We start from the raw sequence: 14,966 nt of genomic DNA, 5'->3' as shown, positions 1-14,966 counted from the left end.
GTGTCGTTACGTGGGGACCCCCCCGCCCACCGCCCGCGCCCCCCCCCCCCCCCCCCCCCCCCCCCCCCCCCCCCCCCCCCCCCCCCCCCCCCCCCCCCCCCCCCCCCCCCCCGCCGTCTATAGAATATTGAAATATCATATAAAATATGATAGCATGTTCGAAAACGAGAAAAATATGAACTAAATGAACAAAAAGTGAAAGGCGGGAACACGATGCTGGAGCGGGAGACGACGATTATTCTGAGGACTTTATATGAGCGTGCGGAGAGTACGCAGCGGGACCTGGCGGGGGCGCTGGGAGTGTCGCTGGGGAAGACGAATCAGCTCCTGCAGGAGACGGTGAATCAGGGGCTTCTCCGAAAGCTGAGCCATGATGAGGGGCGTGGCCGGAATGTGCTGTATGAACTGACGGATGCAGGGCAGCAGCACCTGGAGGCCCACCGGGTGGACGCGGCGCTCGTACTGGCGTCGGGCTTCGGCTCCCGTTTCGTGCCGCTCACGTATGAGACACCGAAGGGACTGCTCGAGGTCTTCGGGGAGCGGATGATCGAGCGTCAGATCCGACAGCTTCATGAGGTGGGGATCACGGATATCACGATCATGGTCGGGTACCTGAAGGAGAAGTTCGAGTACCTCATCGATAAGTACCAGGTGAAGCTGATCTACAATCCGGAATATGCGACGAAGAACACGCTGGCGACGATGCACCATGCGGCGTCGGTGCTCCGGGGGCATAACTGCTATATTCTGTCCTCCGATAACTGGATGCGGGAGAATATGTACCATCGCTATGAGGCGGATGCCTGGTATGCGGCGAGCTTCATGAAGGGGGAGACCCGGGAATGGGCGATCGAGACCGCACGAAACGGTGTAATCCGGGATGTGCGGGTCGGTGGCTGTGATCAGTGGTGCATGTATGGGCCGGTGTACTTTACGAAGGAGTTTTCGGAACAGTTTCTGCCGTTCATCGAGAGCTACTACCGGATGCCGGGCACGGAGCAGTTCTACTGGGAGGATGTACTGATTCGGAATCTGAAGCTGCTGCCGCCGATCTATATCAATAAGCAGCCGGAGGGGGAAATCTATGAGTTCGAAAATCTCGAGGAGCTTCGGCAGTTCGATGAGAAGTATGTCAATCATTCCGGCTCCGAAGCGATGCAGCTCGTGTCCCGGGTCTTCGGCATCCCGGAGTCCTGTATCGTGCACATCCGCTGCCTGAAGGCCGGGATGACGAACAAGTCCTGGTACTTTTCGGTGCTGGATACACCGGAGGCACCGGCGGAGTACCGTGGAAAGGACTACATCTGTCGTATCCCGGGACCGGGCACAGAGAAGCTGATCGATCGTTTCCACGAGGGCGAGGTGTACCAGGCAGTGACGCAGCTCGGCATCACCGAGGAGCTTGTGTACTTCAATCCGGAGAACGGTTATAAGATCTCCCGCTACTATCATGGGGCGCGCAATGCAGACTACGGGAATCCGGTGGAGCTTCGGCAGTGCATGGCACTTCTGAAGCGTCTGCATAATTCCGGCATCGTGCTGAAGCATGACTTCGATCTTCATGAGGAGATGCTGCGTTATGAGACGTACATCCGTGAGGCGGGTGCGGTGATCCCGTTTGAGGATTATCCGGAGGTGCGTCTCCATGCGGAGGAGGTCTTCCGCTTCGTAGCGGCGCAGCAGCGTCCGAAGACGATCGCTCACATCGATTCCGTAAAGGATAATTTTATCTTCACGGACGAGGGGCTCAAGATGATCGACTGGGAGTACTGTGGCATGGCAGATCCGCTGACGGATCTTGCGATGGCGGCGATCTACTCCTACATGAGCTTCGAGGAGACGAAGCAGCTGATCGAGCTCTATCGTACGGCACTGATCGGCGAAGCACCGTCCCTGTCGGAAACGACAACGGGAGCGTCCGGTGACGATGTGGCGGACGGAGGCATTGCCCTCCAGGGACTCGACGACGAGGAAGCCTATGCGCTGGTCGTCGCCTATATGGGGCTCGGCGGGCTTTTATGGGCTCTCTGGTGTGTATACAAGATGGCGCTCGGGGAGAGCTTCGGCGATTATACGCTCCGAATGTACCGATACTTTAAGGATTCGTATAAATTCTTACGAAATTCGGGGAAAATTTAAGCGAAGCTTATGGAACAGACGCGCAAAAGCGTGATAGAATCTAGCTATGAACAATCGGAGGGCGACACTATGAATATGAAGGCGAAAATGCGTGTCCTGGGACTCACCCTGGCGATCGGATGTGCGGCGTTTGCGACACCGAGCTTTGCAGGCTGGGGCCAGAAGGATGGCAAGTACTACTACGTGGACGATTCCACGAATAAGTATATCTACAGCAAGTGGATCCATACCTCTTCCGGCTACTACTATATCGGCAGTGACGGATATATGGTGACGGGCTGGAAGAAGATCAACGGGAACTGGCACTACTTCCGCTCGAACGGTCTCATGGTGACCGGCTGGCGCCAGATCGATAACAAGTGGTACTACATGAAGACGGATGGTGTGATGCAGACGGGCTGGCTGAAGCTGACCGAAAACGGGACGACCCGCTGGTACTATCTGAAGGGCGATGGCTCGATGGCGACCGGCTGGCGTCAGATCAGCGATAAGTGGTACTATTTCCAGCCGGGTGATGGCACCCTGCTGATGGATACCTGGGCGAAGATCGATAACAGCTGGTATCGTTTCGAGTCGAACGGCGTGATGCAGACGGGCTGGTACGCACAGGAGGGAAGCTACTACTACCTGAACGCGAAGGGCGTGATGCAGACCGGATGGAAGACCGATACCTCGGGACACAAGTACTATCTGGATACTTCAAGCGGAAAGATGGCCCAGGGCTGGAAGCAGATCGAGGGCGAGTGGTACTACTTCGGCGAGAATGGCAAGATGATTGAAGGCTGGCTCGAGTCGAAGGGTGCGTACTACTACTTAAACAACGGTAAGATGATTGCAGGAAAGACCGTGACCATCGGCGGCACAGACTACAGCTTCGATGCGAACGGCGCCTGCACCTCGGCGATCGGCGGTGTTTCTGTAACCCACGCAGGTGGCAGCACCAGCAGTACCAGCAGCACCACCACGAGCACCTCTGGCAGCAACGCTGTGACCGCAGCGACACCAGGCGGCAGTAGCTCGACGGTGACGACACCGGGCAGCACCGGAAGCTCGAACATCACGACGAGTGAGCCGGGGACGAGCACGACGGCCGGTCCGGGCGGCGTATCACAGTATGAAACGACGCAGGCGGCGGGACCGGGCTCTGTGAGCGGAAGCAGCAATGTGACGACGTCCTCACCGGTGAGCACGACGACCAGCTCCTCCGGCGCGATCGAGGAACTGAAGGTCGGCAGCCTGACGGGACCGATGTAAAAATCAAAATAACAAATCGGAAAAGTACATAATCGAAGCAGACATAAACACTCAGCCAGAACCCTTCGGGGCTCTGGCTGAACTGCTGTCAGACGGTGGCAAACGGTATAATTTGCTTCGCGATGATGCCGCAGGCTGTAGCATTGTCCGCTGAGATAGAGTATTATAGCTTTGTTTTTAAGACGCAGTCATCAGATGAAGCAGAGAGGGGGATCGCGATGATCGAAGATTATACGAAGGCCTGGCACATGGGGGAGAGTCAGTACCGCCGGGATATCACATTCGGACGCTATCCATATCTTACGGCGCTCGATGATATCGTGAAGCCGGAAAGCATACTTGCAGAGAATCATATCGGACTGGTCGAGATTCCGATCGCCGACATCGCCGGCACGAAGACGCATGGCCGGCAGGAGGCCTTCGCCAGCAATTTCATGCCGCTGCTGCCGCCGAAGACCGAGTTTTCGATGAAGTGGTCGGCACTCTATGATTCTGCTGTTCAGGAGGGCATCCGGGACGCGATCCTCGTGTATGAGTACATGGGGCGCTTCTATGTGCAGGAGGGCAACAAGCGCGTATCGGTTTCGCGCTTTACCGGCATGGTATCCATCCTCGCGGACGTCATCCGACTGCTGCCACAGCATACCGATGACAAGACGAACCGCATCTACTTCGAGTTCGTCGATTTCTTTAAGGTGAGCGGCATCTATGGCATCTGCTTTTCGGAAGAGGGGTCCTATCAGAAGCTCTGTCAGGTCCTCGGACTGTCCATGGAGAAGCCATGGACGTCGGAGGTGCGCAATGATGTAAAGGCAGATTTCTTCCGCTTTGCGGAGCGCTTTCTTCGAAAGGGCGGCGGACATCTCGATATCACCCGTGGTGATGCCTTCCTCATCTATCTTCGCATCTATGGCGCGAAGAGCCTCGAGCATATCTCGACGCAGGAAATCGATGCGAACCTCGATAAGATCTGGCATGAATTCCTGAAGGAGCCGGAGGATATCCGGCTCGTGGAAACCCCGGATGTCCTCCAGAAGGACAGTTCCTTCTTTAAGCGCCTGATGCAGCAGAGCGCGGACCGGAAGCTGACGGTGGCCTTTATCTATGAGAAGAATCCGGAGACCTCCAGCTGGGCGTACCAGCATGAGCTCGGACGGAACTACATCGCCGGACGCTTCGGCACGCAGCTTGAGACCCTGACTTGGGCGGACTGCGATACGCCGGCACGCGTGAGTGCTGCGATCGATGAGGCAGCGGCTGCCGGCGCACAGGTGATTTTTACGACGACGGGCATGATGGTGGAGGCTTCGGTACAGGCGAAGGTCTGCTTCCCGAAAATCCATATCCTGAACTGCTCAGTAAACAGCAGCTATAATTCGATCCGGACCTACTATGGCCGTATGTATGAGGCGAAGTTCCTGATGGGCGCGCTCGCGGCCTCGGTGACGGACGGTGACGAGATCGGCTACGCGGAGCTCTGCCCGCTGTATGGCACGCTTTCCAACGTCAATGCCTTCGCCATCGGTGCACAGATGATCAATCCATATGCCTGGATCCATCTCGAGTGGTCGGCACTCCGGGATCATGACTGGAAGAAGTCGCTGCTCAGTCAGGGCATCCGGACGATCTCCGGACCGGAACTGACACCGGCGAAGAAGCTGTCGCGAGAGTTCGGCGTCTATCGGATAGCAGAGGACGGTGCGGTATCCAACATTGCCACGCCGATCTTCGACTGGGGACGCTTCTATGAGATCATCCTCCGTTCGATTCTGGAAGGCTCCTGGGACAACAGCCGACTTACGAAGTCACATGAGGCACTGAATTTCTGGTTCGGTATGGAATCCGGGGTCATCGATGTGATTCTTTCCGGGCAGCTCCACTATGCCTCCCGGAAGATGCTGACGGCGCTTCGCGAGGGTGTTCTATCCGGACGAATCCATCCGTTTGACGGAGAAATCCACAGTCAGGAGGGCCTCATAAAGGACGCGCAGGCACCACGGCTCTCCAGCGAAGAGATCGTGAATATGCATTGGCTCAATGATAACATCATCGGTGAGATTCCGAAGCTCGAGGCCTTTAATCAGCGGGCACAGGAGCTGATCCGTATCAGCGGATTTCTGAAAGGTTCATTATGAAGGTATTACTGATTGCAGACGAAGAGGATAAGAAGCTCTATGATTATTACGATCCGGCCGAGCTCAGGGATGTCGACCTCATCGTGTCTGCCGGCGATTTGAATCCGCATTACCTCGAATTTCTGGTGACGGCTGGACATGCACCGCTGCTTTATGTGCATGGAAATCATGACAACTGTTATGATACGATGCCGCCGCTCGGCTGTGACTGCGTGGACGATCGCATCTATGATTTTCGCGGACTTCGCATCCTGGGCCTCGGCGGCTCGATGCGGTATAAAGAAGGAAACTATATGTATACGGAGCGTGAGATGGAGAAGCGGATCGACCGGCTTCGCTCGGCCATCGCACTGCGAAACGGCTTCGATATCGTGGTAACACATGCGCCGGCGCAGGGCTACGGCGATATGGACGACCTGCCGCATCAGGGCTTCCGCTGCTTAAACGAGCTGCTCGAACGCTACCATCCGAAATACATGATTCATGGTCATGTACATCCGTGTTACGGCGGTGATTTTCAGCGCGTACGGACGCATCCGAGCGGGACGACGATCATCAACTGCTACGGGAAGTATGTGCTGGATCTGAAGAGCGGCGATGATTATCCGGAGGAAGGAAAGACGGGATCCCTCCTGTATGATCTTTATAAGAATGTTTCCAGGTCCCGGAGTCACAATGTTTATCACGGATAAATATATGCTGCGCGCGTCGTACCGACCACGGATCGGTATGTGCGTTGACCCGTCGGCGAAAGAATGCACGAAAGTGTGCACAGGAGAAAGAAATGATGATTACGAATGACTGGCTGAAGCCGCTGGAGGCGGAATTCAGCAAGCCGTACTATGAACAGCTGTACCATACCGTCGATCAGGAATATAAAACGCAGACGATCTATCCGGCGGCAGAGAATATTTTCAATGCTTTTTCCTTCACTCCGCTGGAAAAGGTGAAGGTGGTGATCCTCGGACAGGATCCGTACCACGAGCCGGGACAGGCCCATGGGCTCTGCTTTTCGGTGAAGCCGGAGGTGGCCATCCCGCCATCCCTCGTGAACATCTATAAGGAGCTGCATGACGACCTCGGCTGCACGATTCCAGATAACGGGTATCTGAAAAAGTGGGCGGATCAGGGTGTGCTGATGCTGAACACCGTGCTGACCGTGCGGGCACATCAGGCGAACAGCCATCACGGCATCGGCTGGGAGGCGTTCACTGATGCGGCGATCCGGGTACTGGATCAGATCGACCGCCCGATGGTATTTATCCTCTGGGGCCGTCCGGCTCAGATGAAGGAGGCGATGCTGCGGAATCCGAAGCATCTGATTCTGAAGTCGCCGCACCCGAGTCCGCTGAGTGCCTATCGTGGCTTCTTCGGCTCACGTCCGTTCTCGAAAACAAATCAGTACCTGGAGGCACACGGCCTCACGCCGATCGACTGGCAGATCGAAAATCGACAGGCATAAGCAATATGTGGAGGAAATAGAATGAGTTTTGTTGAAACCTTAAAAATTATCGTATTCGGACTCGTGGAGGGCTTCACCGAGTGGCTTCCGATCTCCAGTACAGGACACATGATTCTCGTCAATGAGCTGATCCGGCTGAACCAGCCGGATGAGTACTATAAGGTCTTCGAGGTCGTGATCCAGCTGGGCGCGATCCTCGCGGTCATCACCACCTTCTTCCGTCAGCTCTGGCCGTTTGCACGTCGTCGCTCGAATGGACGCGTCGGCCTCGTGCCATCCCGCGTCGATCTCTGGATCAAGATCATCGTCGCCTGCATCCCGGCGGCCGTCATCGGTATCCTCTTCGATGACCTCCTGGACAAGTATCTCTATAACGGCTTCGTCGTGGCGCTGATGCTGATCCTGTATGGCGTGTTCTTCATTCTGATCGAGAAGCGGAACGAAACGGTCGATTTTCACATCAATCGTCTGCAGGATCTGGATATGCGCACCGCGATCTATATCGGTCTCTTCCAGTGCCTCGCACTGATTCCGGGTACCTCCCGTTCTGGCGCGACGATCCTCGGCGCGATGCTGATCGGCGTCGCACGTACACCGGCTGCAGAGTTTTCCTTCTTCCTGTCGGTACCGGTCATGTTCGGTGCGAGCTTCCTGAAGATCATCAAGTTCGGCTTCGCCTTCACCGGCCCGCAGCTCTTCTATCTGATCCTCGGTATGGTCATCGCCTATATCGTGAGCGTATACTGCATAAACTTCCTGATGCGCTACATCCGGAAGAACAGCTTCGCCATCTTCGGATACTATCGTATCGGCCTCGGCATCATCGTCCTGATCTGGTTCGCGATTTCGGCACTGCTTCACTGATATGGACGGATCTGCGCGATAAACGTAAGAAATATGTAAGAGCTATGTTCGTGTTTCGTTGTTGCATGCCTCTTTTTTTTCGCGTAGACTTCTAGTGTAGAAAGAAAACGAGCATAGAGATGTCCGGCAGCGATGGATACAGTCGCCCATCCGCAGGGTGGGTGCGGCTGAGGGGCGTGCTGGGCAGGGCATCGTATAGATGATCCGCGCCCTGTGCCATGATGTATACGATGGAGTGAAAGAGAGAAGAACATGAAGAAATTAAGCGTTTTGATCACGGCAGCTGTTCTTTCCGTATGTATGTGCATGAGCTCGCTCGCAAGCACAGAAATCGGACTGAATCTGGACTGGAAGTATGCCGGTAATTCGAAGATCAACACCGGAAAGGCCGTCCTCTATACCACAGATGTCGCCGAGAGTGCACGAAAGGGCATTACCGTGGCGGTCAATGCAGGCCACGGTACGAAGGGCGGCGGATCGGTACGGACCCTGTGTCATCCGGATGGATCGAAAAAGGTAACCGGCGGTTCGACGGCCGCCGGCAGCACGACTGCGACGGCCGTTTCCGGCGGCATGACCTTCGCCGATGGTACGGCGGAGCCGGTGGCGACCCTGATGGTCGCCGAGAGTCTGAAGCAGAAGCTGCTGGCGGATGGCTACGATGTGCTCATGATTCGTGATGATAAGGATGTACAGCTCGATAATATCGCACGTACGGTCATCGCAAACAATAAGGCGGACTGCCATATCGCGATCCACTTCGATTCCACGAAGTCAAACAAGGGCGTCTTTTTCATGAGCACACCGGATGCACTGAAGTCGATGGAGCCGGTGGCGAGCTACTGGCAGAAGCATGAGAAGCTTGGTGAGAGCCTCATCGCAGGACTCAAGGCATCGGGTATGAAGGTGTTCTCGAGTGGCAGCATGGACATGGATCTGACCCAGACCGCCTACTCGACGGTACCGTCAGTGGATATCGAGGTCGGGGATAAGGCCAGTGACCACAGCCAGGCGGCCTGCGACAAGATCGCAGCCGGACTGCTGGATGGCATCAACATTTATTATGGTTTTACAGCTGCACAGGGCTGAGCACTGTGCGGGCAGAGGTGGAGGATGTCCCTCCGCCTCTTTTTTGTATCTGCGAAGGAACTTTACGAACGGTTTACACGAAATTTGCGGTCTGTTATAATCCGACTTGGCAGGGGTTGCTGCCTGGCGTTCGATTTTACATCGACATTTATCTAGAGGTGATTATGACAGTAGATCATGTGGCGAGTCTGTTCCGTCTTCTGGGCGGACTAGGTATGTTCCTGTATGGTATGTCGGTCATGAGTGACGGCATGCAGAAGGCGGCAGGTAACCGGATCTCGGGATTCCTGGACATCGTGACGAAGAACCGCTTTATGGCGGTGGTGCTCGGTGCGACGATCACGGCACTGGTGCAGTCGTCATCTGCGACGACGGTCATGGTCGTTGGCTTCGTAAATGCCGGCATCATGAATCTTTCACAGGCGGTCGGAATCATCATGGGTGCGAATATCGGTACGACGATCACGGCCTGGATGGTATCGCTGACACAGATTTCGAGCGATATGCTGACGGTGCTGAAGCCGGATTTCTTTGCACCGGTACTGATCGCCATCGGTGCGTTCCGTATCCTGTTTGGCAAGAAGGGCAGTGATGACCTGATCGGTAATTTCTGTATCGGTGTCGGCTTCATCTTCATCGGCCTCGAGTTCATGTCGGGTGCGGTATCCCCATATGCGGATTCACCGATCTTTTCCGATGCGTTCCGTGCGATCGGCGGAAATCCGATCCTGGGCATCCTGGTCGGTGCCGTCGTGACCGGTATCATCCAGTCCTCCGCTGCTTCGGTTTCTATCCTGCAGACCCTGGCGCTTGCAGGAGCGGTTCCGAGAGCCTCCGGCTTCTATATCACCCTCGGACAGAACATCGGTACCTGCGTGACGGCGGTGATTTCCGCGACGGGTACCAGCCGCACAGCGAAGCGGGCTGCCTGCATTCACCTGCTGTTTAACGTGGCGGGTGCTGTGATGTTCGGAGTACTGATTTTTGCAGCCTCCTTCGCAGTGCCGCAGTTCTTCAACGGCATGCTTACGCCGGTGGAGATTTCGATCTTCCATACGATTTTTAATGTGTGCTGTACACTCGTGCTTTATCCGTTCGGTGATCTTCTTGTGAAGCTTTCCGGCGCATTCGTTCCGGAGAAAACCGTCGCCGAAGGCGCACAGACCGCAGAGGATAAGGTGAACATCGAAGAGCAGCGTCTCCGCCGCCATCTCGATGAGCGTATCCTGGAGTCCCCGGCGATCGCCCTGGCGGCGACCCAAAGCGAGGTCGTCAACCTCGGCCGTGTCGTCGCGGTCAATATCAACGACGCCTGTGGTGCACTGGAGAGCGGAGACGAGAAGCTGATTCAGGATGTGCATGATCGGGAGAAGCTGATCGACCATATGACGGGACTTCTCACGAATTATCTCATCAAGATCGACCAGCTGTCCCTCAGCGAGCGTCAGAAGTTTGAGGTAACCCGGATGCTGAATACACTGACGGATATGGAGCGTGTCGGTGATCATGCAGAGAACATCGTCGAAAAGGCGAAATATATCTTCGACAACGGCGTGCACTTCACAGAAAAGGGTATCCAGGATCTTCAGAAGATCGGACAGCAGGCGCAGGCAAGCTTCAGCCTGTCCATCAATGCACTCGAAGATAACAGCATCGATGAAGTCATCGATACGAAGCGCTCCGAGGATATCGTGGACAGGATGGAGCGTGAGATGCGTGAGCATCACATGCAGCGTCTCAGCGAGGGCAAGTGCAGTACCTCCGCAGGTGTGGCCTTCCTCGATGTCATCGGTGACCTCGAGCGTATTTCGGACCACGCCGACAACATCGCGGGCTATGTAAAATCTATGTTGCAGTAATCTGCTCTGGCCGGTGCCCGTAGGGGCATCGGCCAATTTGTATATTTACTGTGAAATTTTTCACAAAATCACTGTTTTGTACTTGCAAAAAGACATTTGATAGCATACAATAACAGATGCTAATGGAAATGTTTATGTAACCATTTATTTCATTAAAATATCAGGAGGATATTATTATGGCAGTAAGAGTTGCGATTAATGGTTTCGGCCGTATCGGTCGTCTCGCATTCAGACAGATGTTCCAGGCTGAGGGTTATGATGTTGTAGCAATCAACGATCTGACCAGCCCGGAGATGCTTGCATACCTTCTTAAGTATGATACGACCCACGGCAGATACAACGGTACTGTAGAGGCTACCGATCACTCCATCATCGTAAATGGCAAGGAGATCGAGATCTACAAGGAGAAGGATGCTGCAAACCTTCCTTGGAAGGATCTTGACATCGACGTAGTTCTTGAGTGCACAGGTTTCTACTGCTCTAAGGAGAAGTCCATGGCACACATCAACGCTGGTGCTAAGCACGTTGTGATCTCTGCACCTGCTGGTAAGGATCTGAAGACCATCGTTTACAACGTAAACCACAAGACTCTTACAGCTGATGATCAGATCATCTCCGCTGCATCCTGCACCACCAACTGCCTCGCTCCGATGGCAAAGGCTCTTAACGACCTCGCTCCGATCGAGTCCGGCTTCATGACCACTGTACACGCTTACACTGGCGATCAGATGATCCTTGATGGACCGCAGAGAAAGGGCAACCTTCGTCGTTCCAGAGCAGGTGCTCAGAACATCACTCCTGCATCCTCCGGTGCAGCAAAGGCAATCGGCCTCGTTCTTCCAGAGCTTGATGGCAAGCTGAACGGTGCTGCTCAGCGTGTTCCTGTAGCTACAGGTTCCACTACCATCCTTGATGCAGTTGTTGCTAAGGAAGTAACCGCTGATGAGGTTAACGCTCAGATGAAGGCTGAGGAGACTGAGTCCTTCGAGTACAACACTGACGAGATCGTATCTTCCGATATCATCAACTCCATGGCTGGTTCCATCTTCGATGCTACTCAGACCAAGGTTCTCCCGATGGGCAACGGCAAGACTCTTGTACAGGTTGTTTCATGGTATGACAACGAGAACTCCTACACATCTCAGATGGTTAGAACAATCAAGTACTTCGGTTCTCTGATTGCTGACTAATTCCTCTCAGAATATATAGGGATATGACTTTAAAGAGGTCCGGCCTTCATGGGCCTGGCCTCTTTTTATAAAAGGAGATTTATTATGGCAGGTTTAAACAAGTTAACAGTGGATGATATCGATGTAAAGGGCAAGCGCGTCCTTTGCAGATGCGACTTCAACGTTCCTCTGAAGAATGGTGTGATCACCGACGAGAACAGACTCGTCGCTGCACTTCCGACCATCAAGAAGCTGATCGCGGACGGTGGCAAGGTGATTCTCTGCTCCCACCTCGGTAAGGTGAAGACAGAGGAGGATAAGCCTTCCAAGACCCTCGCTCCGGTTGCAAAGAGACTTTCCGAGCTTCTCGGCCAGGAAGTAAAGTTTGCAGCAGATCCTGAGGTTGTCGGCGCAAACGCAAGAGCAGCCGTTGCAGAGATGAAGGACGGTGATGTGATTCTTCTCGAGAATACTCGTTACAGAGCAGAGGAGACCAAGAATGGTGATGCATTCTCACAGGATCTGGCTTCTCTCGCAGATGTATTCGTAAATGATGCATTTGGTACTGCACATAGAGCACACTGCTCCAATGTTGGTGTTACCAAGTACATCAATGGCCCGCATGTGGTCGGCTACCTGATGCAGAAGGAGATCCAGTTCCTCGGCCAGGCGGTTGAGAATCCGGTACGTCCTTTCGTAGCGATCCTCGGCGGTGCGAAGGTTGCAGATAAGCTGAATGTTATCTCGAACCTCCTTGAGAAGTGCGATACCCTCATCATCGGTGGTGGTATGGCATTCACCTTCACAAAGGCACAGGGCTACGAGATCGGTTCTTCTCTCTGCGATGAGACGAAGCTTGACTACTGCAAGGAGATGATTGCAAAGGCAGAGCAGCTTGGTAAGAAGCTTCTTCTTCCGGTAGATGCCGTCATCACCGATCACTTCCCAGATCCGATCGATGGACCGATCGATACAGAGGTTGTAGACATTGACAAGATTCCGGCTGGCAAGATGGGCATGGATATCGGACCGAAGACTGCTGAGCTCTATGCAGAGGCTGTAAAGTCCGCAAAGACCGTTGTATGGAACGGACCGATGGGTGTATTCGAGAACCCGACCCTTGCGGCTGGTACGAAGGCCGTTGCGAAGGCACTCGCAGATACCGATGCGACAACCATCATCGGTGGCGGTGATTCTGCAGCTGCGGTTAACCAGCTCGGCTATGGCGATAAGATGAGCCATATCTCTACGGGTGGTGGCGCTTCCCTTGAGTTCCTTGAGGGTAAGGAGCTTCCGGGTGTTGCTGCAGCAGACGATAAGAACTAATTGAACTGTGGCCGGAGGCCTTCCGTGGGAGTGCCTCCGGCTTTTTTTCATCATCTTAGAAAGAGGTATCTATATGAGAAAGAAGATTATTGCCGGTAACTGGAAGATGAACATGGTTCCTTCTGAGGCGTTGAAGCTCGTCGAGACATTAAAGCCACTTGTGCAGAATGAGGACGTGGACGTTGTGTACTGTGTACCAGCTATCGACCTCGTACCAGTGGTCAATGCTGTAAAGGGCAGCAATGTACATGTAGGCGCAGAGAACCTGTATTTCGAGGATAAGGGTGCATACACCGGTGAGATTTCTGCAGACATGCTCGTCGATGCGGGCGTAGAGTACGTGATCATGGGCCATTCCGAGAGAAGAGGCTACTTCCATGAGACCGACGAGGACATCAATAAGAAGCTTCTGAAGGCACTTGAGAAGGGTCTGAAGCCGATCGTATGCTGTGGTGAGTCCCTCGAGCAGAGAGAGCAGGGCATCACTGAGGACTGGATCCGTATGCAGATCAAGATCGCATTCCAGGGCGTAAGCGCTGATCAGGCGAAGGGTGTCGTTATCGCGTACGAGCCGATCTGGGCGATCGGAACCGGTAAGACGGCGACCTCCGCACAGGCTGAAGAGGTATGTAAGGCGATCCGTGAGACCATCGGTGAGATCTATGACACTGATACCTCAGAGGCGATCCGCATCCAGTATGGTGGATCCATGAATGCCGGCAACTGCAAGGAGCTCCTCGCACAGCCGGATATCGATGGCGGACTGATCGGCGGCGCATCTCTGAAGCCGGACTTCGGCACCATCGTAAACTACAATAAGTAATCCATACAAAAAAACGGAACCGCTGAAGGTTCCGTTTTTTTATGGGGTCATTTTTATGGGGTCAGACCCCCTTACGGCCGGCTTAAGGATTTCGTAAGGATTTCGTAATGGGGTCAGACCCCCTTACGAAATTCTTAAGATCAGTACTGCTGGCAGCTGGCAGAGTAAATGATGCGGTGGCAGGCGGCGTCGAGGCTCAGGTGCAGGAGGAGACCCTCCGGGGTCTGGAGATCGATGAGCGTGATGTTCTCGCCTTCCGTGCGGGTGCCGGATGTAAGCATCGGCAGAGCATCGATGCGGGCAGCTTCACGCTGAAAGCTGGCTTCGTCGAGCGTCTCGCCGAGGCTTATGTGCAGGCTGTTCTCGAGGATACTCGTGTACTTATAGTACTGGTAGGAGACATCACCGGCAGTCGGCAGGATGGTCTCCGGGAAGAGCTGCTGCAGGTCGGCCAGCATGTTTTCGTCGATGCCCTGATCGATCTGCATATACTGCTTCGGCTTCGTACTGCCGGAGCAGTAGGGCGGGATCAGGCAGAGGATGAGGGCGGCGAGGACACCGGCAAGGAGTGCCGGCCACGCGAGCTGTGTGAGGAGCCGGGTCCAGAAGGTGTTTTCCATCGACCGTGCCGAGAGCCCGAAGATGCCGACGAGCAGTGGGAGTGCCAGCACGAGATACAGGAGGTTCAGGACCGCTGCCTTCGCGATGGCCAGCTTCGGGAACTGCATATGCCAGAAGAGGATGGAAACGAAAAGTACGATCAGCTCCAGGACGATGCCGAGGAGCAGATCGTACTGAAGACCATCATGCCAGAGTGTCTTTTCTTTTGACTTCATCTGGGACAAG

General features: G+C 54.5%; 12 protein-coding genes. 11 read left to right on the top strand and 1 reads right to left on the bottom strand.

Features of this window, described 5'->3' with window-relative positions; genetic code table 11:
* Positions 1-213 precede the first annotated feature (213 nt).
* The 11 genes from ACTNC3_RS06095 to tpiA all read left to right on the top strand — a co-directional run bounded on the left by ACTNC3_RS06095 (position 214) and on the right by tpiA (position 14,120).
* Positions 214-2,139 (top strand): sugar phosphate nucleotidyltransferase, encoded by a 1,926-nt coding sequence (locus ACTNC3_RS06095; RefSeq protein ID WP_441226812.1) that lies wholly within the window; start codon positions 214-216, stop codon positions 2,137-2,139.
* Positions 2,140-2,208: 69 nt separating this feature from the next.
* The gene (locus tag ACTNC3_RS06090; RefSeq protein WP_441226811.1) at positions 2,209-3,393 is read left to right on the top strand and encodes an N-acetylmuramoyl-L-alanine amidase family protein; all 1,185 of its coding nucleotides are present in this window, start codon (positions 2,209-2,211) and stop codon (positions 3,391-3,393) included.
* 218 nt (positions 3,394-3,611) lie between these two features.
* Positions 3,612-5,528 (top strand): BMP family ABC transporter substrate-binding protein, encoded by a 1,917-nt coding sequence (locus tag ACTNC3_RS06085; protein WP_441226810.1) that lies wholly within the window; start codon positions 3,612-3,614, stop codon positions 5,526-5,528.
* Positions 5,525-6,220 (top strand): metallophosphoesterase family protein, encoded by a 696-nt coding sequence (locus ACTNC3_RS06080; protein WP_410042899.1) that lies wholly within the window; start codon positions 5,525-5,527, stop codon positions 6,218-6,220. Before ACTNC3_RS06085 ends, ACTNC3_RS06080 begins: the two co-directional genes overlap by 4 nt.
* A 95-nt stretch (positions 6,221-6,315) precedes the next feature.
* Positions 6,316-6,990 (top strand): uracil-DNA glycosylase, encoded by a 675-nt coding sequence (locus tag ACTNC3_RS06075; RefSeq protein WP_441226815.1) that lies wholly within the window; start codon positions 6,316-6,318, stop codon positions 6,988-6,990.
* 21 nt (positions 6,991-7,011) lie between these two features.
* Positions 7,012-7,854 (top strand): undecaprenyl-diphosphate phosphatase, encoded by an 843-nt coding sequence (locus ACTNC3_RS06070; protein ID WP_410042901.1) that lies wholly within the window; start codon positions 7,012-7,014, stop codon positions 7,852-7,854.
* Between the two features lie 252 nt (positions 7,855-8,106).
* Positions 8,107-8,943, top strand: coding sequence for an N-acetylmuramoyl-L-alanine amidase family protein (locus ACTNC3_RS06065; RefSeq protein WP_410042902.1), 837 nt, complete (start codon positions 8,107-8,109; stop codon positions 8,941-8,943).
* Positions 8,944-9,107: 164 nt separating this feature from the next.
* Positions 9,108-10,802 (top strand): Na/Pi cotransporter family protein, encoded by a 1,695-nt coding sequence (locus tag ACTNC3_RS06060; protein WP_441226809.1) that lies wholly within the window; start codon positions 9,108-9,110, stop codon positions 10,800-10,802.
* Positions 10,803-10,978: 176 nt separating this feature from the next.
* On the top strand, positions 10,979-11,992 hold the full coding sequence (gene gap / locus ACTNC3_RS06055) for a type I glyceraldehyde-3-phosphate dehydrogenase (RefSeq protein WP_410042904.1): 1,014 nt from the start codon (positions 10,979-10,981) through the stop codon (positions 11,990-11,992).
* A gap of 84 nt (positions 11,993-12,076) precedes the next feature.
* Positions 12,077-13,297 (top strand): phosphoglycerate kinase, encoded by a 1,221-nt coding sequence (locus ACTNC3_RS06050; protein ID WP_410042905.1) that lies wholly within the window; start codon positions 12,077-12,079, stop codon positions 13,295-13,297.
* Between the two features lie 73 nt (positions 13,298-13,370).
* A complete protein-coding gene (gene tpiA, locus ACTNC3_RS06045) occupies positions 13,371-14,120 on the top strand; it encodes a triose-phosphate isomerase (RefSeq protein WP_410042906.1) in 750 nt (249 codons plus the stop codon).
* A gap of 140 nt (positions 14,121-14,260) precedes the next feature.
* On the opposite strand, the gene ACTNC3_RS06040 is transcribed toward tpiA, so the two are convergent.
* Positions 14,261-14,965 carry a hypothetical protein gene (locus tag ACTNC3_RS06040; protein ID WP_441226808.1) on the bottom strand — a complete coding sequence of 235 codons (705 nt, stop codon included), beginning with the start codon at positions 14,963-14,965 and terminating at the stop codon, positions 14,261-14,263.
* Position 14,966: the final 1 nt, after the last annotated feature.

This window comes from Oribacterium sp. HCP3S3_B9, from assembly GCF_052064255.1.
In the GTDB taxonomy this organism is placed as follows: domain Bacteria; phylum Bacillota; class Clostridia; order Lachnospirales; family Lachnospiraceae; genus Oribacterium.
This window is presented reverse-complemented; position numbering and strand designations above follow the sequence as displayed.

Excerpts from the sequence above, each read along its gene's own strand:
- ACTNC3_RS06095 (WP_441226812.1), top strand. The coding sequence starts at position 214 with ATGCTGGAGCGGGAGACGACGATTATTCTGAGGACTTTATATGAGCGT.
- ACTNC3_RS06090 (WP_441226811.1), top strand. The coding sequence starts at position 2,209 with ATGAATATGAAGGCGAAAATGCGTGTCCTGGGACTCACCCTGGCGATC.
- ACTNC3_RS06085 (WP_441226810.1), top strand. The coding sequence starts at position 3,612 with ATGATCGAAGATTATACGAAGGCCTGGCACATGGGGGAGAGTCAGTAC.
- ACTNC3_RS06080 (WP_410042899.1), top strand. The coding sequence starts at position 5,525 with ATGAAGGTATTACTGATTGCAGACGAAGAGGATAAGAAGCTCTATGAT.
- ACTNC3_RS06075 (WP_441226815.1), top strand. The coding sequence starts at position 6,316 with ATGATTACGAATGACTGGCTGAAGCCGCTGGAGGCGGAATTCAGCAAG.
- ACTNC3_RS06070 (WP_410042901.1), top strand. The coding sequence starts at position 7,012 with ATGAGTTTTGTTGAAACCTTAAAAATTATCGTATTCGGACTCGTGGAG.
- ACTNC3_RS06065 (WP_410042902.1), top strand. The coding sequence starts at position 8,107 with ATGAAGAAATTAAGCGTTTTGATCACGGCAGCTGTTCTTTCCGTATGT.
- ACTNC3_RS06060 (WP_441226809.1), top strand. The coding sequence starts at position 9,108 with ATGACAGTAGATCATGTGGCGAGTCTGTTCCGTCTTCTGGGCGGACTA.
- gap (WP_410042904.1), top strand. The coding sequence starts at position 10,979 with ATGGCAGTAAGAGTTGCGATTAATGGTTTCGGCCGTATCGGTCGTCTC.
- ACTNC3_RS06050 (WP_410042905.1), top strand. The coding sequence starts at position 12,077 with ATGGCAGGTTTAAACAAGTTAACAGTGGATGATATCGATGTAAAGGGC.
- tpiA (WP_410042906.1), top strand. The coding sequence starts at position 13,371 with ATGAGAAAGAAGATTATTGCCGGTAACTGGAAGATGAACATGGTTCCT.